The sequence below is a fragment of the Acinetobacter sp. WCHA29 genome, assembly GCF_002165335.1.
In the GTDB taxonomy this organism is placed as follows: Bacteria; Pseudomonadota; Gammaproteobacteria; order Pseudomonadales; family Moraxellaceae; genus Acinetobacter.
The window spans coordinates 1-23,467 of the sequence record NZ_NHRQ01000018.1 but is presented as its reverse complement, the minus strand read 5'-3'; the positions used below and the strand labels follow the sequence as shown (position 1 = coordinate 23,467).

The window sequence follows — 23,467 nt, the reverse complement described above, 5'->3', positions numbered from 1 at the left end:
CAATTAAAAAAAATACCGTTAAGTTAAATGAAAATGACAATACAACAGAGGTAGATAAACAATGACAATCGTTGCCCAAGTCATCAAGAATAAAGCTGTACAATCAATTTTTACAATTTCACCAAATGCGACTGTACTTGAAGCAATCAAAATTATGGCAGATAAAGGCGTGGGAGCTTTAGTCGTTGCAGAAGATGAAAAACTAGTTGGTATTTTCTCTGAACGTGACTATACACGTAAAGTGACGTTGATGGAGCGTTCATCAAATACGACACCCGTGTCAGATATTATGACATCTAAAGTCATCACCGTTGGTTTAAACAATACAGTTGAAGAATGCTTGCAATTAATGACTGATCGACATTTGCGTCACTTACCTGTTTTAGATAAAGAAAAACTTGTTGGCTTTATTTCAATTGGTGACTTAGTCAAAGCTGCAATGGAAGATCAACGCGTTCTTATCGAGCAACTTCAACAATATATTTCAGGCTAATCGCCTCAACAAAAAAGGGCAATTGAAATTGCCCTTTTTTGCACGACTAATACGTCATTACGCTGCTAAAAAGCCTTGAATTGCAGGTACAAGTCGCTTCAACAATTCATCAGCTTGAGCTTGAGTCAGGTTTAATGGTGGTAATAAACGTACCACTGAACCTGCCGTTACATTAATAATCAACTTATATTCATCTCGTGCAATAGCAACTAGTTCAGCACAATCTTTTGGTAATTGAACACCAATCATCATACCAAAGCCACGCACCTGTACATTTTGATCAATCAATTGAGCTCGTAGTTGATCAACAATATAGGCTCCAACTACGGCTGCATTTTCAACAGCATTTTCATTTTCAAGCGTATCAAGTACGGTGTAAACCACACGTGAGCCAAGTACTGTACCACCATATGTTGAACCATGGCTGCCTGCACCGAGTAAGCCTACCGCTTTACCCTGCGTCATTACTGCACCAACAGGGAAACCATTTCCTAAACCCTTCGCTGTGGTCATAACGTCAGGAATAATGTTCGTATGTTGATAAGCAAAGTATTTACCTGTACGCCCATTCCCTGTTTGAATTTCATCAAGCATCATTAACCAATTATGCTGATTACACAAAGCACGAACTTCCTCGAGGTAGCTAAAACCTTGCGGTGCTGTATTGACGCCACCTTCACCTTGAATCGGTTCAATCAAGATTGCAACAATATCTGGATGATTGATAGCTGCCTCTTGAATCGCTTCAACATCACCAAATGGCACACGAATAAAGCCTTCAACCAAAGGTGCAAAACCTTCTTGAACTTTTTTATTGCCTGTCGCAGATAAGGTCGCCAAAGTACGACCGTGAAAAGATTGTTCAGCAACAATAATTTTAGGATTGCTAATGCCTTGTTTAGAACCAAATTTACGTGCAATTTTGATCGCACCTTCATTTGACTCAGCGCCACTGTTTGAGAAGAAAATTTCTTCCATTCCAGAAATTTGTGCAAGTTTTTGAGCTGCAGCAGTTTGCCAAGGAATTTCAAATAAGTTACTGGTATGCACTAAAGTTGCAGCTTGCTCAGCAATCGCTTCCGCAATCACTGGGTGTGCATGCCCTAAACCACAAACAGCAATACCTGTTAAGGCATCTAAATATTCCGCACCATCCGCTGTATATAAATACGCCCCTCGTCCTCGTACAAAGCTGATCGCTTGGCGACCATAAGTTGCCATAAGATGTGATGGTTGATCAGGTTGCACAGGAGCAAGAGTGATATTAGTCATAACAAACTCAATCTATCATTAGTTGTGGTGAAAAAAGTTATATAAGCAAAAACTTGAGTAGATTGAAAGCTCAAACTCACATTTATATAAGAAAAATCTTTAGCAATAGCCGCAAAACTGTTTTTCAGTATATAATTTACGAAGATTAGTTGAGGATCTATCTATGACGGAACAAGCGCGTGATACAGTAGCGTTAATTCGTGATCAAATTGCGAAACACCCTGTTTTACTTTACATGAAAGGCACTCCACAATTTCCGCAATGTGGTTTTTCTGCGCGTGCAGTTGAAGCACTTAGCCAAATTGGTCGCCCATTTGCCTATGTAAATATCTTGGAAAATCAAGATATTCGTACAACATTACCTCAAATTGCAAACTGGCCTACTTTCCCACAATTATGGGTAAACGGTGAGCTCATTGGTGGTAGCGATATCATGCTTGAAATGTTCCAAAATGGTGAGTTAAAGCCATTAGTTGAACAGTATAGCCCTGCTCCTGAAGCATAAGCTAAAAAATGAAAGCCAATCAAATGATTGGCTTTTTTATTGCAATGAGTTTTAGTTTAAGCTAAAACCAACATACCGAAACATACCTTCCACCCCTAAATCGGCTTTGTAAATTTGCATGTTTGGATAGTCTGCCTGAGTGATCGTCTCATAAATATTCATACTTGGATCTTCATGAATTTCATCAACCGACTGTGGTAGAACTTCTTCAAAACGATCAGCAATAAATTCAAAACCTAAATCCATAGCCATGAATAAAGTATGCTCACACGGCTGAATATACTGTTCCTGTTCCCAATCTAAAACAGCTTGATGACAATATGGACATGCAATGTTTTGAGTCGCGTCGATAACGTTTATAAGTTGGTATGACATAATTTTAAAGCATAGAAAATTTGGATTTAGTTTAAAAGAATACGATCTGTGAATCCATTCGAATAACAGGGATTTAAATTATGGCAACACTTGAACAAGCGATTTCTCTAGCAGCAAAACAACATGAAGGACAAGTAGATAAAGCAAATGCCCCTTATATATTGCATCCATTAAGAGTCATGTTAAATGTTCCTACAATTGAACATAAAATTGTGGCCGTTTTACATGATATTTTAGAAGATACAGAAACAACGATTGAAGATTTATACCAATTCGGTTTTCAAGAGCATATCATTGACGCAATCGTCGCACTCACTAAAAAACAAGGAGAAACTCGTCTAGAAGCAGCTCAACGAGCGCGACAAAATCCAATCGCACGTGTTGTTAAATTAGCAGATATCAATGACAATATGGACTTATCTCGCATTCAATCACCAACAGTCAAAGATTTTGAGCGTTTGAAAGAATACCAACAGGTTCGAGATTTATTATTACTCCAAAATGTTTAATAATCTCTTTTATAATGATTCACCCTAATCACAAAAGCTGGAGTTTATAGCGTAATGCTAACGGATTTAGATGATTTTTATTGCTTTGCCCTTGTTGTCGAACATGGTGGTTTTAGTGCGGCTGAAAGAGCAACTGATATTCCTAAATCCAAATTAAGTCGTAGAGTTTATAATCTCGAAGAACAGCTGGGTGTACGCTTAATTCAACGTAGTTCACGACACTTTGCCGTTACCGATATTGGTATGGATGTTTATCGTCATGCTCAAGTGATGATGAATGCTGCTCAAGCTGCACATGATGTTGTCAATCACTTAAGTAGTGAACCACGCGGTGTAATTAAAGTCAGTGTTCCAGTTGATATTGCACAAAATCAAATGGCGAAAATATTACCGAGCTTTTTAAAGAAGTACCCTGAAGTTCGGGTTCAAATGATGGTAAGCAATCGCAGAATTGATGTAATTAACGAAGGCGTTGATCTCGCCTTACGTGTTCGCTCTAAGCTAGACGATGACCCTAATTTAGTTTTGCGTCAGTTTACAGCAATTGAGCAACGTCTATTTGCTAGTCAAGCTTATTTAAATGAATTCGGTCATTTAACAACGCCAGAACAATTATCTGAGCATCGTATTATCAGTATGTCCGAAGAACATCTAGATCAACACTTTTTATTATTTGGACCTGAAAATCAACAAAAGAAAATTAAAGTAAATCCTGTCATTGTGGGTTCGAATTTGTTGATGCTCGCGGAATTGGCAAGTCAAAATTGTGGAATTGCTTTATTACCAGATAGTATTGCACAAGATTTCACAAAATCAGGCCAATTGGTCAAAGTTTTACCTGAATGGACTGCCCCACATGGTATTTTCCATGCAGTTTATCCGTCACGTAGAGGTCTATTACCCGCTGTACGAGTCTTTATCGATTATTTAGTAGAACAATTAACAGAATCACCGAATAAAAAAAGAGCTTGAATCATTCAAGCTCTTTTTTAAATATATTACACCGCTGGATAGTGTCCTGTTCCATTTGGCCAAGGCGTTAACAACTCAAAACCATCATCAGTAACAACAACCATATGTTCCCATTGCGCTGATAAGGACTTATCTTGTGTCACCACAGTCCATCCGTCATTCAGTTCTTTCACATGTCGTTTACCAGCATTCACCATCGGTTCAATCGTAAATACCATACCCTTTTTCAAGGTCATACCCTGTCCTTTTTGACCATAATGCAAAATATTCGGCTGTTCATGATAGATACGACCAATACCATGACCACAATATTCTCGGACAATACTATAACCTTCACGTTGCGCAACGGATTGAATTGCATAACCAATATCACCGAGTGTCGCACCTGGTTTTACCGTATGAATCCCTGCAAGCATGGCTTCATAAGTTGTTTCCACCAGTTTCTTGGCTTCTGGGCTCGGCTCGCCCACAAAATACATGCGGCTGGTATCCCCAAAATAACCATCTTTGATTACAGCAACATCGATATTTAATATATCGCCTTCTTGCAAAATTTTCTTTGCGGAAGGAATTGCATGGCACACTTCTTCATTGACTGAAATACATGTCGTCTTGGTAAAACCATGATATCCCACATTGGCTGGAATCACCTGCAAAGTATTTACGATATAGTCGTTGCAAATATCGTCTAAATATTCAGTTGAAACGCCGGGCTTAATATAATCACCAATCATTTCTAATACTTGTGCCGCTAAACGTCCTGAGATACGTAATTTCTCAATATCTTGCTCAGATTTAATCGTCACAGTAGAAGCTCTCATTCGAGATTTTCCTTATTTAAATATAGGTTAATGCAACATGCAGATTCATTTTTGTACTGCATCTCGTATTTCAACAGTTGTACGCTGTCGTACAAAAATCTTCAATCGTTTTAAGATTGAACGGTTGCTATTATTTTACATTTAATTTCAATCGGCATCATAGTAAAAAAGTATAAAGGGCTATATTTTTTACTTTTAAAATCTTTTCAATAAATTAAGTTTACCAATGCTAATTATATGATTTTAATCAGTTCTTATTAGACAAAAATAAACCAAATTTCACATAAAATTAGTTTCAAATGACTACAAATTTGTTCTAGAATCCGCACTTTTATTTTATACCTCCCTTTTATGAACCATCTTCGTACAGGAGATATTATTGCTCTCGGTTTCATGACCTTTGCACTCTTCATCGGTGCTGGCAATATTATTTTCCCCCCTATCGTTGCGCAACAAGCAGGTGAGCATGTTTGGCTCGCTGCTTTTGGATTCTTAATTACCGCAGTCGGTCTACCTGTAATTACCATTATGGCTTTGTCTCGTATGCAAGGCTCTATTGAAATTATCAGCTCGCCACTTGGACGCTTTTTTAGCCTACTCCTCACGATTGTCTGTTATTTGTCTGTTGGACCATTATTTGCCACACCACGTACTGCAACTGTTTCTTATGAAATAGGATTTGCTCCATATTTTGGTACATCAAATAGCAGTCTACTAATTTATAGTGTTATTTATTTTACACTTGTCACTGTGATCTCGCTTTACCCGAATAAATTATTAGATACAGTAGGTCACGTCTTAGCTCCTTTAAAAATTGCTGCTCTAGCGGTTCTTGGTATTGCTGCAATCCTTATCCCTACTGGCTATATTTCTCCACCAATCCATAAGTATGTGACTAGTCCTGTTTCTGAAGGCTTCGTAAACGGCTATTTAACGATGGATACTTTGGGTGCCTTAGTCTTCGGTATTGTGATTATTCAAGCGATTCAGTCTCGTGGAGTGACAGATTCAAAGCTGATCACCAAATATGCGATTATCGCGAGTTTAATTGCTGGTGTAGGTTTAACCCTAGTATATATCAGCCTATTTAAACTTGGATTAGGTAGCCATGAAGTTGCGGCGAATGCAGCGAATGGTGCAGTAATTCTGCATGCTTATGTACAACACGCCTTTGGTGATCTAGGTTCGTTGTTTTTAGCTGGTTTGATTTTTCTTGCCTGTATGGTAACTGCAATTGGCCTTACCTGTGCATGTGCAGAATATTTCACTGAATTAACAGGCTTACCGTATAAATTATTAGTTTTTATCTTAATTGGATTTTCATTATTAATTTCTAATTTAGGCTTAACAAAACTAATTGCGTTCTCTGTTCCAGTGTTGAGTGCAATTTATCCACCAGCGATTGTTGTGATTATGATGAGTTTCTTCTGGAAATATTGGAATAAACCTTCAACTGTCGTGAGCTCTGTTACTGCTGTTGCTTTTCTTTTTGGCATTATTGAAGCACTCAAAGCGGCTGGATTCTCTGAACAACTCCCTCAATTCATTAATAATTTACCGTTGAATGAACAGAACCTTGCTTGGTTATTGCCTTCATTGGTCGTACTCGTTATCGCAATTGCTGTAGATCGATTCTCTAGCAGTACTGCTTCTCAAAATTAAAATGATTTGTCGTTAAAATAATGTTTTACCCAAATATAATTTTAGCTATACAAAAAATGTTCTTTTATCCAACTTACATTTTTTTGTTTACGACAAATTATTTTTTATCTTATTTGTATCTACCTCTACCCGTATTATTCACACTGTATTTGATCTGAATCACAAAAACATCTTTTCAGCAACTTTTTCAAATTGTAAAAAACCAACACCATTATTCATAATAAAAATAACCTTAATACACCCAAAAAATGTTCAATCTATATAGAAATCAATACATTCATAAATTTATTTAAAAAATAGTGAAATTAGCTATTGAAATACTAAAAAAATCAAAGTACAACTTTAATCTTAATTCTGACAAAAACGATTAGCTTTTGTCATCACTACTCAAGGAGGGATGGAGATGTTCTCATTACATTTCAACAAGCAAGTCTTCATTGACACTCTAAAGACCAATGATTCCATCGTATATGCAATTACGACATTTGCCTTAATGGCGACGCTGTTATTGCAAGGCACTATTAAGGGTAATTTAAAACCTGAATATTTTGCATACGCTTTAATCGTCTCTTTAGCCTTTTGTACGTGGGGGATTATTGATCGAAAGTTTCGACAGATAAGTGCTGAGCGCCAAAAGAATTTTTAATATAAGAAATGGATGAGTAATCATCCATTTTTCTAACTGGTAAATTTTAAGATTGTTCCTAATAGTAATACTGCTGTAGCACCTAATTCGACCATTATTAAACTCAACATTAAAAATGTCATACACCATCTTGGAATCGACCACTGCCCTAACGTATGCGGTTGCTTAAACTGATTCGTTGTATCTTTTAACATTCCATGAATGATATAGACCAAAATCGACATTGAGAAAAAGAATAAATTCGCCACAACGCAAAATAGATTCAAACTATCCGATAAACTTGTAAAATAACTTAATGCAGCCAAGATTAAACTCGCAGCGGCATAAAGCAAACTACTGCGATGTGCAATATCGACATAATAATGTGCACGTGCAAGCTCTGTATTTCTAATTTGATAATACTTCCAAACACCAGTTAGCATCCCTACCCAAAGAAATATCCCACTAAAAATGATCGCCAATTGGGTTGCACTGGTTAAAATTAACATTCCCTTTTCCCTAAATTGTTTTTCCAAAAATAGCTATATTACATAAAATTTGACTTTTAAGTCATTTTTTAAACGAGTTTCTTTTTAGAACTTGTATAAACTGGAAATATGTCTAGACAAGAGTATTTCTCAAATGACTACATTTGAATCATTTTGGATCAGCTGTAAAGATGGTTACCAACTTGCAGCACAGTATTATCCAGCAAGTGATGCCACCAAACCATTTCCGATTCTAATTTGTCCAGCAACAGGTATTACCAAAGGTTTTTATCACTCATTTGCTGAATGGTTAAATCAACAAGGCTACAAGGTCTTAAGTTTTGACTTTAGAGGAATAGGTCAATCTTTACATGGGGCACTGAAAAATTCGAATGCCAGTATCAATGATTGGGGTTTATTAGATATTCCCGCAGCCATCGAAACACTCTTGAATCGCGCTCAAGCTAAACAAGTGATTATTTTGGGACATAGTGCCGGTGGTCAATTACTTGGAATCAACCCTAACCATCAAAAAGTTGCTAAAGTTGTCGCAATCGCTGGTTCAACGGGTCATGTAAAAGGCTTAAAAGGAAAAACTAAACTTCTTGCTCCATTAATGTTTAATGTCATTTTTCCAATATCCAGTGCTATTAAAGGATACGGTGCAACACAATTTATTGGTATGGGTGAAAATTTACCTAAAAATGTAGCAAAACAATGGGCTGAATTTTGTAGTCAACCTGGTTATGTCATGAATGCAATTGGTAAAAGTATTTTTGCTGATTATCACCAAGAGATTGTCTGTCCGATTACATCAATTTGGGCAAGTGATGATGAAATCGCAACACAGGCAAATGTTAAAGATTTACTCAGACTTTATCCTAATGCTCAAACCAATTTGATTGAATTGAAACCACAACAATATGGTTACAAACAAATTGGACATATGCTGATGTTCAAAAAATCACATCAGAAATTATGGCCCGTATTAGAAAAAGAACTGAGAATGTAATCCCTAAACTCACAGCTTTACCCTTTTGCGTATCTAAGTTTGTAATCCTATTTAGATGCGCCTTTTTAATTTACAATTATTTACATAAACGATAAATGACATAACTAAGTAGAAGTTTTTTACAATGAATTTTTTTTTAACAATATAAAATTAAATAATAAAGCTACATTTGTATTCTTTTTAAGCAAATTAATTAACTAATAGTGATTAAATGTGATAAAGAATGTATTTATTCAACTTTTTTAGCAGCACTATGGATTTTAATTTTTAACCAAATGTTAAATTCAAATATATGTATTTAATTTGTTTTTTAGATTATTTTATTTTACAAATGTAATAATTTTAAAGCTATATGACATTTTAGACAGAATCTTTTATAAAAAAGTCACGTCATAATTTGTATTTATTTTCTACAATACATTTGTTCTACAAATAAGCTACAATGCAACACTGTAGAAATACAATTGGGGCAAGATGGATAGGTAAGACCATCATTAATAACAGTTTTATGTAGTTTACATGATGATACCCCTATCCTAAGCAAAGATGGTTATACAACCATTTTTAGGAAGATTTGTTATAAATGGAATGTTAGAAAAATTAGATTTCATCATTTTTCTAGCGTATAAATTGTAGACATTTCATGGAATTTAGGAGTTGCATCTAACAACTCTGTGTAACAAGCATAGGAAATAACTTAATGCCTAAAAAATATGCGCGTTTTTTACCTACATCAGAAACATTTAACTTAGAAGACTTTCCTTATTTCTGGATTTCTCAAGTAAATGCACAGTACGTTCAAAATATCGATAATGTACTTAAGAAGTATGGTTTAGACAACTCTCGCCGTCGTATTTTAATTGCATTGAATGTTAAACCACATGCAAGCGTGTCTGAACTTTCAGACATGGTGATTTCTAAAATGTCTACAACCACAAAAATCGTATATCGCCTTAAAGATGAGGGATATATTGAAACTTATTCATGTAAAGAAGATGGTCGTATTACCCGCGTTTATCTTACTGATAAGGGTACAGAAATGATTACTAAAATTAATGATCTAACCTCTGTAATATTAGAACAATCATTTGATGGATTAACGCCGTTGCAAATTGAAAAGACGATGGAAATTTTAAAACATATGTTTAAAAATCTTGCTCGTTGATTGATAAAATATAAAAAAAGGTTTCTTATTAGAAACCTTTTTTATTTAGAAAAGATCAAACATATTTAACTGAGGTGTTTGTTTTGCTATTTTTGCCTTAGGTACATGTGAACATTCAAACTCTTCGACTGGAACCCCTTGCATAAATTGAATCATTTGATGTGGTTGTTTTAAACTCAACCAATCATCAAGACGATCATGTGGAATGATGACAACTGATCTTTTTATATCGCCAGGTTCATGAAATTCTTTCATCATCGGATGATCGACTGCGTCCATTGTAAGCATCGCTGCTGAACGAATAATTTGATTATTGATTTTACAAATTTCATAAAGTGCAGCAATAAAAAAGGCTCTGCCATCTTTACGCCTTACACCCCATCGTTGAGGTTTATTTCCAATATATTTACTTTCATAAAACTCAGTGACTGGAATTATACCGAACTTGCATTTATAAGCTGCCTCCTGAAAGCTTGGTTTCTCAAAAATGGTCTCATGTCTAGCATTATAAGCACGTTTAGAGCTGTTAATATCCTCTGCCCATTTCGGCACTAAACCAAATAATACTTCTCTCCACTCCAATCCATGTTCAGATTTAAATAATAATGGTGTTTTATAACTTGGATAAATCTCATCGAGATAGTTAAAAGGAACAAGTGGTAGTTCAAGTTGTTGTAATTGCTCAAGTGTTACTGGTTTGTAGTTAGCACACATAAAATCACAAGCACCTTACTTAATAAAAAAAGCCTCCGAGGAGGCTTTTTATTTTAGATGAAATTAATCACCTGTATAACCTTTAAGTTTTAAACGTGCAGCATGTAACAATGGCTCTGTATAACCAGATGGTTGCTCAGCGCCTTTGAAGATCAAATCAGCAGCAGCTTGGAATGCGATACCATCAAAATTTGGTGCCATTGGCGTGTAAAGTGGATCATTGGCATTTTGCTGATCAACAATCACAGCCATACGTTTAAGCACTTCTTCAACTTGTTCTTTCGTTACGATACCGTGACGCAACCAGTTTGCAACATGCTGAGAAGAAATACGTAAAGTTGCACGATCTTCCATTAAACCAACGTTGTTGATGTCTGGAACTTTAGAACAACCTACACCTAGATCAACCCAACGCACAACATAACCCAAGATACCTTGACAGTTATTTTCAAGTTCGTTATTCAACTCTTCAGCAGTCCAGTTTGTTTCTGGTGCAAAAGGAGGCGTTAACAAATCATCTAAAGTCAACATATCTTCAGCAGCCAATTCATCTTGACGTGCTTTTACATTAATTTGATGATAATGCATTGCGTGAAGTACAGCACCTGTAGGTGATGGAACCCATGCACAAGAAGCACCCGCATTTGGATGAGCTGTCTTAGTCGCCAACATATCTTTCATGCTATCTGGTTTTGGCCACATGCCTTTACCAATTTGTGCTTTACCTTGTAAACCACAAGCCAAACCAATTGCAACGTTACGATTTTCGTAAGCAGCAATCCATTTCTGAGATTTAACAGCTTCTTTACGTACCATTGGCGCTGCTTCCATAGACGTATGGATTTCATCACCCGTACGATCCATAAAACCAGTGTTAATGAAAATCGTACGGTCTTTTGCAGCAGCAATACAGTTTTTCAAATTAACTGAAGTACGACGTTCTTCATCCATGATACCGATTTTGAGAGTTTTTGCAGGTAAACCGAGTGCTTGTTCTGCACGCTCAAATAATTCAACTGCAAATGCAACTTCTTCTGGACCATGCATTTTTGGTTTAACGATATACATAGAACCTTTACGAGAGTTCTTATTTTCGTTTTCGCCACGAATATCTGTAATTGTAAGTAATGGAGTAACTAATGCATCCATAATACCTTCAAATACTTCTTGGCCATCTACAAGGATCGCAGGGTTAGTCATTAAATGACCAACGTTACGAAGAAGCATTAATGAACGACCATGTAGCGTTGTAGTACCGCCAATTAAGTTCTGAACTGTACGGTCTTTGTTTAATGCACGAGTAATGGTTTTACCATTTTTCTCGATTGACTCTTGCAAGTCACCCTTCATTAAACCTAACCAGTTACGATAGCCTTCAACTTTCTCTTCTGCATCAACAGCTGCAACTGAGTCTTCTAAATCTTGGATCGTTGTAATAGCAGCTTCTAGAGTTAAATCTTTGACGCCAGCCGCATCAGTTTTACCGATTGGGCTATTTGCATCGATATCAATAATAACGTGCAAGCCATTATTTAATAAAACGATTTCAGTTGGGTTTGCAGCATCGCCATTAAAGCCAACAAATTGAACTTCATGAGCCAAAGATGTTGTTGAACCATCTTTTAAAGTTACAACTAAACGATTGTGATCAACTGCATATTTAGTTGCATCGGCATGAGAGCCTTGAGCAAGTGGGAATGTTTGATTAAGAAAATCTTTAGCGAAAGCAATTACTTTATCGCCACGGACTGGGTTGTATCCCTTACCTTTCTCTGCACCATTTTCTTCAGAAATTACATCAGTACCGTAAAGTGCATCGTATAATGAACCCCAACGTGCATTCGCAGCATTTAAGCAATAGCGTGCGTTACGTACTGGCACAACAAGCTGAGGACCAGCTAATAATGCAATTTCTTCATCTACATTTTCAGTCGTTACTTGGAAATCAGCAACTTCTGGTACTAAGTAACCAATCTCAGTTAAAAATGCTTTATACGCATTTAACTCAAATTCATTATTACGATGCCATTCATCAATCTTAGCTTGAATTTCATCACGCTTAGCTAATAGTGCTTTATTCTTTGGGCTAAGATCGACAACGACTTGCTCGAAATTTTTCCAGTAAGTTTCACTGTCTAAACCAGAGCCTGGTAAAGCTTCATTTTCGATGAAATCGTAAAGTTCTTTAGCAATCGCTAGCTTGCCTTGTTGAATACGTACAGTCATTGTCTTTCCTGATGATGCTAACTTTTTATAACAAGAAACCTAGTATACCGATTTATACTAGCCTGAATAGTAATATCACATTGCTAAATAGTAAGCATTTTCTTAGTCTAAGTATTGACAAATATAATTTTTATAAACACCAAAACTAAACACCAAAACCAAGTTTTGATCTAGCTACTTCTATTCTGCGACATACTCACTTTTTAAAACTCATTTAGTTATAACAAAATTCAATTAAGAATAAAGCTTTCTCTATATGAATTTATAAAAAAGACATTCCTGAGAATGCCTTTATAATTTATGAAGTTTTTGAAACATGAATTTGACGATGCTCTGAATGCAGATAATCATCGGATTGCATTTCTAATAAACGTGAACGTGTTCGTTCAATTTCAAATGCTAATTTTTGACCTTCATAAAGATCAATAATTGAATCTTCTGAAGTTAAAAGTAATTTCACACCACGATCATAAAACTCATCCACTAAATAAATAAAGCGACGGGTTCCTTCTGAGAGAAAATCAGTTAAATGCGGCACGTTACTTACCAGTACCGTGTTGTAAATATTAGCAATTTCAATGAAATCAGCTGGACTACGTGGTTTAAAACATAACTCAGAGAATTCACACCATAATACATCTTCTGTATGCCCAAGCGTTTCTACAATACGATTGTTAATCATGATAGGTGTATTAAAGAGCGTTTGTGTCTGTGTCAGCGCTTGAAAACGCTCATACATCCATGATTGAGCATCATTACTCAATGGATGTTTGAATAATTGAGCCTGCTTCAAAACACGCAAACGATAATCAACACCAGCATCTACATTCAGAACCGTACAGTTTTTCTGAACCAATTCAATTGTAGGAAGAAAACGGTCACGATGGATACCATTTTTATAGAGACCTTCTGGTGCAATATTAGACGTTGCAATCAACGTGACGCCACGTTCAAATAACTTTTGAAATAAATCACTGATAATCATTGCATCCGTCACATTTGATACAAAAAACTCATCAAAACAAATGACAACCGCATTTTTATAAATCTGATCAGCAACAGAATCTAACGGATTACGTTGACCTGAAAGCTTATTCAATTCTTTATGGACATGTTGCATAAAATGGTGAAAATGCATGCGTGTTTTGCGGCGAAATGGAACTGACTCATAAAATTGATCCATCAACCATGTTTTCCCGCGTCCTACACCACCCCACATATAAACACCTTTTGGGTAGGTTTGACGACGGAAACGTCTAAACGCTTTCTTTGAGGCTTTATAACGAGTAAGCAACTCTTTCCATACTCGATCTAACTCTTGCACTGCCTGAGCTTGAGCTTCATCTGGCATAAATTGACCTGATTCGATTGCTTGAGCATAACGCTCCGCAGGTGAGATCGGCATAAATGAAGTGCTATGTGAGTCTGGTTTAGAATTTAACATAAGGTGTTATTACAATTTTAATTGGTGAAAATTATATCGAACATTAAGTCCAAAGGCATTAGATTTTAGGCTTAATTATCATGGAGTTTAAACATCATAATGTACCATTTTTTAATCATTTTAATGATTACGATTATATTGTCTTGGACTTTGACCAAACCATCGTTTAAACGCATGATTAAATGCAGCAGGTTCAGAATAACCTAACATTTCCGCAACTTGCCCAATTGAATATGCACTATTTTCAATAAACTTTAATGCTTTCTGCTTAATGAGCCTTTCGCGTATTTCCTTATAACTTGTTTGCATTTGCTGCAATTTATGTCTTAGAGTCCTCTCAGGAATCTTTAATGCACATGCTGTTTCAGACATTGTAGGTATTACACCATTTTGCATTTCAAGATATTCCTCGACATATTCTAAAATGGTCAACTTTGCACGGCTACTTCGTTCTAATTTCTTCAGATCTTGTAGGCATTTTTCTTCATAGACACGGTAAGTAAGAACATCAGCAGATGGTATTTTTATATTTAAAATGTCAGTATTTTCTAGAATAAAAGAGGCATGCTGACATTCAAATTTTACATCCTGACCATAATAGTCTTGATAAGCCACTATTAATTCTAATTCTTTAGGTGCTTTAAAAGGTAATTCAATACGAATATTAGGGATTTCAAGCCCCATCATTTTAAAAATATCTTGTAAGAACTTATAAGTACCTGAGATTTCACATTGAGCACGAAATAATCCTAAATGTGTATTTAAATCAATTGGTTGATAATGAAAATGGATGTAATCTTTTTTAATATTTAGTTGTAATGAACCAAACAGATGTGTCAATTGCTGAAATCGCACACCATTTAACAGAGCTTTATGTAAAGTATCGCTTGTAACAAGCAGCATCAAGAATGGGCCATACCCTGCAAGCGCATAATGTTGACCAATGATTAAGCCTTGTTCAGGAGAAATATCTTGACTAATATACTGTAAAATATCCCATTCAATTTCATCTGGAATAATTGAACTCGGATCTAAAGCTTCGGCTTGTATTCCCATGTCTGCTAAACGAGCATCAACATCAATGCCCACATGACGCATGCCTTGAATTAAATACATCAATCCGAGGATAGATCTCTTCATAATTCCGAATGCAATTCCCAAAACTTTAACGTTGTACTATAAAAATACGAATAAATGAATTGCCGAAATGATCAGGTTTTGCGTCTATACAATCATATTTAATCTCTACAAAACCTTTAAACTTGCATAAAATTTAGATGTGTAGGGCGTGGACTATGCGTGATGTACCCCAAAATGCTATTCAAAAAACTAAAGTTGCAATTATTGGTGCAGGTTTTGGTGGTTTAGCAATGTCTATTCGACTATTACAAAGTCAAATGAATGATTTTGTAATTTTAGAAAAAACCAATGACGTTGGTGGCACATGGCGTGAAAATCAATACCCGGGTGCTGCCTGTGATGTTCAATCACACATGTATTCACTTTCGTTTGCTCCCAAAACAGATTGGTCAAAACGTTACGCTGAAGCTGATGAAATTTTTGAATATATCCAAGATATTACTCAGCAATATAGATTAAAAGATTATTGCAAATTCAATCATGAAGTTACTCATGCTGAGTTTGATGAAAATCGTAATGTTTGGTCATTAGATTTTAAAGATCAACCATCCATTGAAGCTCAATTTGTTATTTTTGCTTCTGGTCCCCTACACGTTCCACAAATTCCTCACTTAAAAGGAATTGAAAAATTTAAAGGTAAAGTCTTCCATTCTTCACAATGGGATCATCAATACAGCTTAGAAGGCAAATCTGTTGCTTCTATTGGTACGGGTGGTAGTGCAATTCAATATATCCCCGAGATTGCACAAGAAGTGAAACAGCTTTATGTATTCCAACGTACTGCCGCATGGGTCATTCCACGTGATGAACGTAAATATTCACAATTAAGCAAATCTTTATTTAAAGCTTCAAATATTTATCGTCAAATTCATCGTACTCGTTTGTATTGGAGCAACGAATCACGTGTCGTACCTATCGTACAACCACAGATCATGAAATATGGTCAAAAGCTTGCAGAAGCATTTATCCGCTTTCAAGTCAAAGACAAAGAGCTCGCTAAAAAACTTACACCAGACTTCGTGATGGGTTGTAAGCGTATTTTGATTTCAAATAAGTACTTCCCAACGTTCAACCGTAAAAATGTTGAATTAATTACTGATGGCGTTCAGGAAATTACAGCTAACGGCATTATTACCAAAGATGGTAAAGAACGCCAAATTGACTGTTTGATTTATGGTACGGGATTCATTACTGACCCACGTATTTACTTAAAGCATTTCGATTGTGTTGGTCGTAATGGAATCGAACTTAAGCAAGCTTGGAAAGATGGTGCAGAAAGCTACTATGGTGTTAGTACGAAAAACTTCCCTAACCTATTCCAACTCTTAGGTCCAAATACGATTTTAGGTCATAACTCTATTATTTTTATGATTGAATCTCAAGTGAATTATATTTTGCAATTGATTCGAACCGTAGATAAAACAGGTTCTCAAGCTGTTGAGATTAAACAACAGGTACAAGATCAATTTAATGATCGTGTGCAGGAACAACTCAAAGGAACAGTTTGGCAAGCAGGTGGATGCAGTAGTTGGTATCAAGCAGCCGATGGTAAAAACTTCTCATTATGGCCAACATATACTTGGAAATATTGGTTAGAAACACGTAAAGTAAATGTCGCTGACTATAATTTTATTCATACAGCAACAAATGCAAAAAACAATGCAGCCTAATCAATAATTCTTCATAATAAGCAGGTTATTCGTAACCTGCTTTTTTTTATGCAATCTTTTGTTCTTATCTTCCAAATTTTTATCGCAATAAGCTTAGGCTATTTTCTCGCCCCAAAACTATCACAGCGAATTAAACAATTTGTATTTAAAATTTTACCCTATTTTTCTTATTTATTATTAATGAGTGTTGCCTTTGAACTGACTCAAGCTTTGAATCATATCTCAGATCCAGCAGCAATATTACCACCTGCATTATTAATTGCATTTACTACATCAGTTGGTTCTTTCTTTATCTGTCTGATTACTTACAAACTGATTGATCGTCAAAGCATACAAGGAAAAATTTCATTACACCTCTTTATCAATGCACTCAAAAATATCGCTAAAGCATTTCTAGCATTAGGTTTAGGGATTTTACTTGGAATACTAGTCACTCAATCTAATCTACAAATTGCATTTAATAGTTGGTATTTATTACTCATATTTATCTTTTTGATTGGCATTGAGCTTGCTTTTACGCAATTTGATCGTAGTTGGTTAAGTTGGAAAGTACTATTGGTTCCCGCTGCAGCCTTTGTTGGTTCATGCTTAGCAGCAATCGTGAATTATTTAATTTTATCTAATCACTTTAACTTAAATGAAATAATGGCTTTAGCTCAGGGATATGGATGGTACTCAATGTCTGGCATTCTATTCACTGAATTACATTCAGCACGACTTGGTAGCATTGCCTTATTAACCGACCTCTTCAGAGAAATTTTCGCCATTCTTCTTATGTATTGTCTAGGCTGGCGTTTTCCACGTTCAGCGATTTCGAGTGCTGGAGCAACCTCAATGGATGTTACTCTGGCAATGGTGAAGCAATCATGTGGCACACATTATGTACCACATGCCATGATGAGTGGCTTAATTCTTTCGCTACTCGCACCGCTATTGATTAGTTTATTTTTAAATTTGAAGTTTTAAATGGTATTGCGACGCAAATGAGAGGTAACCATACGTTGCCCCCCATTTTATGATATCTTGATCTTAGAAATTAATATCAATATTGCTTAAAACATCACCCAAAAAATCCAAAATATCTGCCACAATTTCAATCACATCCACGCCCGATGTCCAATCTGTACTCTGACTTTGCTGTGCCTGTTGTTGTTCGGTTTCTTCTAACTGTTGTACAATTTTTTCGGCTTGTTGTTGTAAATCTTCCGTATTTAATTCAGGGGACATGAAAAAATCCTCAATTAAAAAAATCTCATAAAATCACACTATATTCAAAATGAAAAGCCTTTCTTAAAAAAGGCTTTTCGCACTCATGTGACAAAGTAAAAGTACAACAATTATAACGTCGCTAAAATATCTTTTAAAGTCTGATTTGGATTAGCAGCTTGTGTAATAGGACGACCAATAACCAAATGTGTTGAACCGTTCAGCATTGCCTGTTTAGGTGTCACAATACGTTTTTGGTCATCGGCATTTGAACCTTCAGGACGAATACCTGGTGTTACCAATGCAAAATCTGCCCCTAACATTTCACGAAGAATTTTTGCTTCCTGTGCCGAACATACCACACCATCCAGGCCACTCTCTTGAGTGAGCTTAGCCAAGCGTTTTACTTGATCTATGGGTTCAATATCCAGGCCAATATCACGCAAATCTTCACGTCCCATTGAAGTTAACACCGTGACCGCGATCAATTGTGTTTGATAATTCCCTGCTTTTAACCGATCTACACAGGTTTCCATCATTTTTCGACCGCCAGACGCATGAACATTGACCATCCACACACCTAGATCTGCCGCAGCACAAACAGCTTGAGCAGTTGTATTCGGAATATCATGAAATTTTAAATCAAGGAAAACTTCAAAGCCTTTATTTTGTAAAGTTTTAACAACACTTGGACCTTCATGAGTAAAAAGTTCCTTGCCCACTTTGACACGACATAAAGCAGGATCAAGCTGATCCACAATCGTTAAAGCGTCATATTCGCTTTTTGCATCTAGTGCAACAATGATACTCAAGAGCGTTTCTTCCCAGTTGATTCAAAGTCGCTATTATAAATAGGTTTTAATTTAAGTGTAAAATTTCATTCAACACATTTTTACTTCTTACATTTAAGTTGCAACAACAAAACTAAAACATACCAAATAGTAAAATTTGATTAAATTTTAATCATAAAATAAATTAAAAACGATTAAAACTGCAATAGGCATAAAAAGGCATCAATTTAGTCACCATCATTTTTTAAGATTCTGAAAAATCAAGAAATACCCATACAACAACGCTTAAAATTCTTGCCCAATCTTGCTCATTTTATAATGAGCTTTGCGGATTTAAATAAATATGTACAACCCTTTAATTTTCCACAGAATGAATATGAAGAAGCAATCAATGTTCACTGTAAAGAGGATGCTAATCATTGGCCTTGGTATTTGCATGATCTAAAAACACTCGAGCTCAACAATAAACAAGAACTTACCAACACCCTTAGATTTATTTGGTGTGATGACATATCACCTAGCCGTAAACTATCTTACGAATTAATAGGCTTGGTCTCGAATCAAACGTTTTTGAAAACATGCCTATAACGCGAGAAATGAATGAAATTGCATTAATCGTAGTAGAAAAAAGTTTTAATGCTTTTAATCAATTTATGGATCAGCTTGAATTGAACTTGAAAAATGAAATTAAAATTAATTAAGTGTTTTTTAATCAAAAACTAAAAGGGCTACTTCAATTGTGAAATAGCCATTTTCAATACTAAATAGCAATTCAACTATTAGATCTTATCATTCGGATAAACATCTAAAACAGTTTTTTCATGTCTTACGCTTGCAGCAGCTTCTGCGGCTGCTTGCTGAGCAAGTTGGATCTGCTCTTTTCTGAGGTGGTCAATATCTTTACGTAATCGTTTAATTTCCCAATTCGTTTGGAAAACACGAAATACTTGAACACCTAGAAGCAAACCGACCACGACACCTAATGCCAAAGTCAATAAAAGCAATAAACCTAAACGCATTGCAGGAACTTGAGTAAACAATAGGTTTACTTCTAATTCTGCTGGATTTTGTAAAACTAGAGCAAGTGAATAACCAAAAATGGCGATGAGTAATGCTATAAGAATATAACGCATGAACACCTCAATTTTTTATTAATCAAAAGTCTCGTTTACTGCATCACGAAGTGCTTTACCTGGTTTGAAATGCGGTACAGCTTTTGCTGCAACATCAACTGATTTACCAGTTTTAGGATTACGCCCTAAACGTGGCTCACGATGATGTAATGCAAAACTGCCAAAACCACGAATCTCAATACGATCGCCACTCGAAAGTGCTTCAATCATTTGATCAATCATAATTTTAACTGCATCTTCGACCAACGGTTCTGCCAAATGAGGGTTTTTAAGGGCAATCCGTTCAATCAAATCAGATTTGTTAAGTGCGTCAGTAGTCATCGTTGACCTCTTTAATTATTACTACTTTTCAATATTTTAATAATAACCTGTTTAAATACAAAACGGTAGCGCAGTACATCGATACTACGCTACCGTTTGCAGTATTTTTGTATAAAAAGGTACATCTCTGTTACAAGAAATGTACCTTTTAACAAATTACTTCATTTGAGCTTTAATCAAATCACCAATAGTCTTAGGACCATTAGCTTCTGAAACTTGAGCTGCTGCTGCTTGACGAGCATTGTTCACAGCTTCTTTCTCTTCAGCTTCGTCTTTCGCTTTGATAGACAAGTTGATAGAGCGAGATTTACGATCAACGTTGATGATCTTCGCTTCAACTTCTTGACCAACTTCTAAGAATTTAGTTGCATCTTCAACGCGGTCACGGTTGATTTCAGAAGCTTTAAGCGTTGCTTCGATGTCATCAGCTAATTTAACTGTAGCACCTTTAGCATCAACAGCAGTTACAGTACCTTTAACTAAAGCACCGCGCTCGTTCGCAGCTAAGAAATCATTGAATGGATCGCTGTTTAATTGCTTGATACCAAGGCTGATACGGTTACCTTCAGCGTCTACAGATAAGATAACTGCTTCAACTGTGTCACCTTTCTTGTAACGACGGATAGCTTCTTCGCCTTGTTCGTTCCAAGAAATGTCAGATAAATGTACTAAACCGTCGATACCACCAGATAAACCGATGAAGATACCGAAATCAGTGATTGACTTGATCGTACCAGAAACTTTTTCGCCTTTTTCATTTGCTTTAGCAAACTCTTCCCATGGGTTAGCACGAGTTTGTTTGATACCCAATGAAATACGACGACGTTCTTCGTCAACTTCAAGAACCATAACATCAACTTCGTCACCGATCTGAACAACTTTAGATGGGTGGATGTTTTTGTTTGTGTGGTCCATTTCTGAAACGTGTACTAAGCCTTCAACGCCTTCAGCGATTTCTGCAAAGCAACCGTAGTCAGTTAAGTTAGTTACACGTGCTTTAACGATAGAACCTTTAGGGTAACGGCTCATGATCGCTAACCATGGATCTTCGCCTAATTGCTTAAGACCTAAAGATACGCGGTTACGCTCGCGGTCAAATTTAAGTACTTTAACAGTAACTTCTTGACCAACTTCAACAACTTCTGAAGGGTGCTTGATACGCTTCCAAGCCATATCTGTGATATGTAGAAGACCATCAATACCGCCAAGGTCAACGAACGCGCCGTAATCAGTAAGGTTCTTGATAGTACCTGTAACTGTTTGACCTTCTTCAAGTTGAGCAAGTAATGCTTCACGGTCAGCTGAAGATTCAGCTTCCATAACTGCACGACGAGAAACTACAACGTTGTTACGCTTAGCATCAAGTTTGATTACTTTGAACTCTAACTCTTTACCTTCAAGGTGAGTTGTGTCACGGATAGGACGAGTGTCAACTAAAGAACCTGGTAAGAATGCACGTACAGGACCGATGTCAACAGTGAAACCACCTTTAACCTTACCAGAGATAACACCAGTAACGATTTCGCCGTCTTCAAAGATTTTCTCAAGTTTAGTCCAAGTTTCAGCACGTTTCGCTTTTTCACGTGATAAAACTGTTTGACCCATACCGTTGTCAAGCGCTTCAACAACTACGTCAACAGTATCGCCAACTTGAACTTCAAGTTCACGTTGTTCATTTAAAAATTCAGCACGGTCAACTACGCCTTCAGATTTAAGGCCAGTGTCAACAGTAACCCAGTCAGAATCGATACTAACAACAGTACCTTGGATGACTGCACCCTTTTCAACGTTGAGGTTTAATTCACTTTCTTCAAAGAGGGCTGCAAAAGATTCGGTCATGATATACCTGATAAAGTCCGCGGTCTTGGATCAGACAAGGCCGGTTTAGTTAAGTTGTTACATTGTCCAAAAAATCTGATCAAGCAATGCTTCAACTGAAAATAAAATGGTCTATCTATTGAATACGGCTATCGATATAGTTCACCATTAACTGAAATACTTCATTGATGCCTATTGTAGAACTATCAATGATATAAGCGTCTTCAGCTGGCTTGAGCGGAGCAACAGCTCGCTCCATATCTCTCTTATCTCTAGCCTGTATGTTAGATAAAATGTCGCTTATTTTAGCATCAAGACCCATACCCTGCAACTGTTTTACTCTACGCTCTGCTCGAGATTCAGCCGATGCTGTTAAGTATATTTTAGCTTGAGCCTCTGGAAAAATTGATGTCGCCATATCTCGTCCATCAGCTACCAAACCAGGGGCTTGAATAAATGCACGTTGGCGCGCAAATAATGCTTTTCTTAATTCAGGAACAGTTGCAACTTTAGAGGCATATTCTCCGACCTGTTCAGTACGAATGGTATTTGTGACATCTACACCTTCTAGTAAAACAAGGGTCGCAGCCTCAGTCGTTTTAAATTCAATATCTAAATTCGTTGCGTATTCAACGCATTGACCTAAATTAGAGTCGATTTGATCAAGTAAGCCACGTTGAAATAATGACAGCCCGAGTAAACGATATAAAGCACCAGAGTCTAATAGATTAAAACCATAATAAGCAGCTATTTTGGCTGCCAAGGTCCCTTTACCAGAACCACTAGGACCATCAATCGTAATAATATGAACTGTCATTCCCGTCTCTTATGAAGCAACTGACTTCGCTAATTTTGAAAAACCTAGTGTAATCGCTGCTTTGAGTTGTGCAAGAACTAATTTACTTACAAAAGGCGCTTTTGCTGTAAATTCAATCTTGTAAGTCACTAAAGTAATAAACGGTGTGATTTCTTTAAAATCAATTTGCCCGAGATGGTGTTTAACCAAAGGATTATTAATCAATTTATATTAGACTTCCGTCATAAATCAAAAAACGTACAATTTATTTGATCTTAAATTAATCAGCAAAATTATTTAATTCAAGAG

At 36.2% G+C, this 23,467-nt stretch carries 24 protein-coding genes and 1 pseudogene; 10 read left to right on the top strand and 15 right to left on the bottom strand.

Features of this window, described 5'->3' with window-relative positions; genetic code table 11:
• Positions 1 to 61: 61 nt before the first annotated feature.
• Positions 62 to 493: a CBS domain-containing protein gene (locus CDG59_RS11455; RefSeq protein WP_004662324.1), complete on the top strand. Its 432-nt coding sequence runs from the start codon at positions 62 to 64 to the stop codon at positions 491 to 493.
• A gap of 57 nt (positions 494 to 550) precedes the next feature.
• On the opposite strand, the gene CDG59_RS11450 is transcribed toward CDG59_RS11455, so the two are convergent.
• Positions 551 to 1,765 carry an aspartate aminotransferase family protein gene (locus tag CDG59_RS11450; protein ID WP_087545438.1) on the bottom strand — a complete coding sequence of 405 codons (1,215 nt, stop codon included), beginning with the start codon at positions 1,763 to 1,765 and terminating at the stop codon, positions 551 to 553.
• 163 nt (positions 1,766 to 1,928) lie between these two features.
• On the opposite strand from CDG59_RS11450, the gene grxD reads away from it, so the two are divergent.
• Positions 1,929 to 2,270 carry a Grx4 family monothiol glutaredoxin gene (gene grxD / locus CDG59_RS11445; RefSeq protein ID WP_004662328.1) on the top strand — a complete coding sequence of 114 codons (342 nt, stop codon included), beginning with the start codon at positions 1,929 to 1,931 and terminating at the stop codon, positions 2,268 to 2,270.
• A gap of 51 nt (positions 2,271 to 2,321) precedes the next feature.
• Here grxD and CDG59_RS11440 read toward each other — a convergent pair whose 3' ends face one another.
• On the bottom strand, positions 2,322 to 2,645 hold the full coding sequence (locus CDG59_RS11440; protein ID WP_087545436.1) for a hypothetical protein: 324 nt from the start codon (positions 2,643 to 2,645) through the stop codon (positions 2,322 to 2,324).
• Positions 2,646 to 2,725: 80 nt separating this feature from the next.
• On the opposite strand from CDG59_RS11440, the gene CDG59_RS11435 reads away from it, so the two are divergent.
• Positions 2,726 to 3,154: an HD domain-containing protein gene (locus CDG59_RS11435; protein WP_004662331.1), complete on the top strand. Its 429-nt coding sequence runs from the start codon at positions 2,726 to 2,728 to the stop codon at positions 3,152 to 3,154.
• A 54-nt stretch (positions 3,155 to 3,208) separates the two neighbouring features.
• Positions 3,209 to 4,126 (top strand): LysR family transcriptional regulator, encoded by a 918-nt coding sequence (locus CDG59_RS11430; protein WP_087545434.1) that lies wholly within the window; start codon positions 3,209 to 3,211, stop codon positions 4,124 to 4,126.
• Positions 4,127 to 4,152: 26 nt separating this feature from the next.
• Here CDG59_RS11430 and map read toward each other — a convergent pair whose 3' ends face one another.
• The gene (gene map, locus CDG59_RS11425; protein WP_005216427.1) at positions 4,153 to 4,947 is read right to left on the bottom strand and encodes a type I methionyl aminopeptidase; all 795 of its coding nucleotides are present in this window, start codon (positions 4,945 to 4,947) and stop codon (positions 4,153 to 4,155) included.
• A 351-nt stretch (positions 4,948 to 5,298) separates the two neighbouring features.
• Here map and brnQ point away from each other — a divergent pair, with 351 nt between their 5' ends.
• On the top strand, positions 5,299 to 6,609 hold the full coding sequence (brnQ, locus tag CDG59_RS11420) for a branched-chain amino acid transport system II carrier protein (RefSeq protein ID WP_087535832.1): 1,311 nt from the start codon (positions 5,299 to 5,301) through the stop codon (positions 6,607 to 6,609).
• A gap of 403 nt (positions 6,610 to 7,012) precedes the next feature.
• Positions 7,013 to 7,255, top strand: a complete 243-nt coding sequence (locus CDG59_RS11415; protein WP_005159983.1) for a hypothetical protein — start codon at positions 7,013 to 7,015, stop codon at positions 7,253 to 7,255.
• Between the two features lie 32 nt (positions 7,256 to 7,287).
• On the opposite strand, the gene CDG59_RS11410 is transcribed toward CDG59_RS11415, so the two are convergent.
• Positions 7,288 to 7,743: a hypothetical protein gene (locus tag CDG59_RS11410; protein WP_087545432.1), complete on the bottom strand. Its 456-nt coding sequence runs from the start codon at positions 7,741 to 7,743 to the stop codon at positions 7,288 to 7,290.
• A 133-nt stretch (positions 7,744 to 7,876) separates the two neighbouring features.
• On the opposite strand from CDG59_RS11410, the gene CDG59_RS11405 reads away from it, so the two are divergent.
• Entirely contained in the window at positions 7,877 to 8,734 is an 858-nt protein-coding gene (locus CDG59_RS11405; protein WP_087545430.1) for an alpha/beta fold hydrolase, read from the top strand.
• Between the two features lie 700 nt (positions 8,735 to 9,434).
• A complete protein-coding gene (locus CDG59_RS11400; protein ID WP_004662340.1) occupies positions 9,435 to 9,899 on the top strand; it encodes a MarR family winged helix-turn-helix transcriptional regulator in 465 nt (154 codons plus the stop codon).
• A gap of 45 nt (positions 9,900 to 9,944) precedes the next feature.
• Here CDG59_RS11400 and CDG59_RS11395 read toward each other — a convergent pair whose 3' ends face one another.
• From CDG59_RS11395 to CDG59_RS11380, 4 genes are all read right to left on the bottom strand, one after another.
• Positions 9,945 to 10,613 (bottom strand): SOS response-associated peptidase, encoded by a 669-nt coding sequence (locus tag CDG59_RS11395; RefSeq protein WP_087545429.1) that lies wholly within the window; start codon positions 10,611 to 10,613, stop codon positions 9,945 to 9,947.
• A gap of 63 nt (positions 10,614 to 10,676) precedes the next feature.
• Positions 10,677 to 12,839 carry a malate synthase G gene (locus CDG59_RS11390; RefSeq protein ID WP_087545427.1) on the bottom strand — a complete coding sequence of 721 codons (2,163 nt, stop codon included), beginning with the start codon at positions 12,837 to 12,839 and terminating at the stop codon, positions 10,677 to 10,679.
• Positions 12,840 to 13,137: 298 nt separating this feature from the next.
• Positions 13,138 to 14,283: a cell division protein ZapE gene (gene zapE, locus CDG59_RS11385; protein ID WP_087545425.1), complete on the bottom strand. Its 1,146-nt coding sequence runs from the start codon at positions 14,281 to 14,283 to the stop codon at positions 13,138 to 13,140.
• Between the two features lie 120 nt (positions 14,284 to 14,403).
• Positions 14,404 to 15,423 (bottom strand): helix-turn-helix transcriptional regulator, encoded by a 1,020-nt coding sequence (locus CDG59_RS11380; protein WP_087545423.1) that lies wholly within the window; start codon positions 15,421 to 15,423, stop codon positions 14,404 to 14,406.
• Positions 15,424 to 15,578: 155 nt separating this feature from the next.
• Here CDG59_RS11380 and CDG59_RS11375 point away from each other — a divergent pair, with 155 nt between their 5' ends.
• On the top strand, positions 15,579 to 17,093 hold the full coding sequence (locus tag CDG59_RS11375; RefSeq protein ID WP_087545422.1) for a flavin-containing monooxygenase: 1,515 nt from the start codon (positions 15,579 to 15,581) through the stop codon (positions 17,091 to 17,093).
• A gap of 48 nt (positions 17,094 to 17,141) precedes the next feature.
• The gene (locus CDG59_RS11370; protein ID WP_087545420.1) at positions 17,142 to 18,059 is read left to right on the top strand and encodes a lysine exporter LysO family protein; all 918 of its coding nucleotides are present in this window, start codon (positions 17,142 to 17,144) and stop codon (positions 18,057 to 18,059) included.
• Between the two features lie 63 nt (positions 18,060 to 18,122).
• On the opposite strand, the gene CDG59_RS11365 is transcribed toward CDG59_RS11370, so the two are convergent.
• From CDG59_RS11365 to CDG59_RS11330, 7 genes and pseudogenes are all read right to left on the bottom strand, one after another.
• On the bottom strand, positions 18,123 to 18,320 hold the full coding sequence (locus tag CDG59_RS11365; protein WP_087545419.1) for a hypothetical protein: 198 nt from the start codon (positions 18,318 to 18,320) through the stop codon (positions 18,123 to 18,125).
• 110 nt (positions 18,321 to 18,430) lie between these two features.
• A complete protein-coding gene (gene pyrF, locus CDG59_RS11360) occupies positions 18,431 to 19,111 on the bottom strand; it encodes an orotidine-5'-phosphate decarboxylase (protein WP_087545417.1) in 681 nt (226 codons plus the stop codon).
• A 758-nt stretch (positions 19,112 to 19,869) separates the two neighbouring features.
• Positions 19,870 to 20,223: a lipopolysaccharide assembly protein LapA domain-containing protein gene (locus tag CDG59_RS11350; RefSeq protein ID WP_005159942.1), complete on the bottom strand. Its 354-nt coding sequence runs from the start codon at positions 20,221 to 20,223 to the stop codon at positions 19,870 to 19,872.
• An 18-nt stretch (positions 20,224 to 20,241) separates the two neighbouring features.
• Positions 20,242 to 20,544: an integration host factor subunit beta gene (locus CDG59_RS11345; RefSeq protein WP_005159938.1), complete on the bottom strand. Its 303-nt coding sequence runs from the start codon at positions 20,542 to 20,544 to the stop codon at positions 20,242 to 20,244.
• A gap of 156 nt (positions 20,545 to 20,700) precedes the next feature.
• Positions 20,701 to 22,383 (bottom strand): 30S ribosomal protein S1, encoded by a 1,683-nt coding sequence (gene rpsA, locus CDG59_RS11340; protein WP_005159935.1) that lies wholly within the window; start codon positions 22,381 to 22,383, stop codon positions 20,701 to 20,703.
• Between the two features lie 115 nt (positions 22,384 to 22,498).
• On the bottom strand, positions 22,499 to 23,179 hold the full coding sequence (cmk, locus tag CDG59_RS11335) for a (d)CMP kinase (protein ID WP_005159932.1): 681 nt from the start codon (positions 23,177 to 23,179) through the stop codon (positions 22,499 to 22,501).
• A 9-nt stretch (positions 23,180 to 23,188) separates the two neighbouring features.
• Positions 23,189 to 23,389: pseudogene (locus CDG59_RS11330) on the bottom strand (SRPBCC family protein); the annotation flags it as partial.
• Between the last annotated feature and the right edge of the window lie 78 nt (positions 23,390 to 23,467).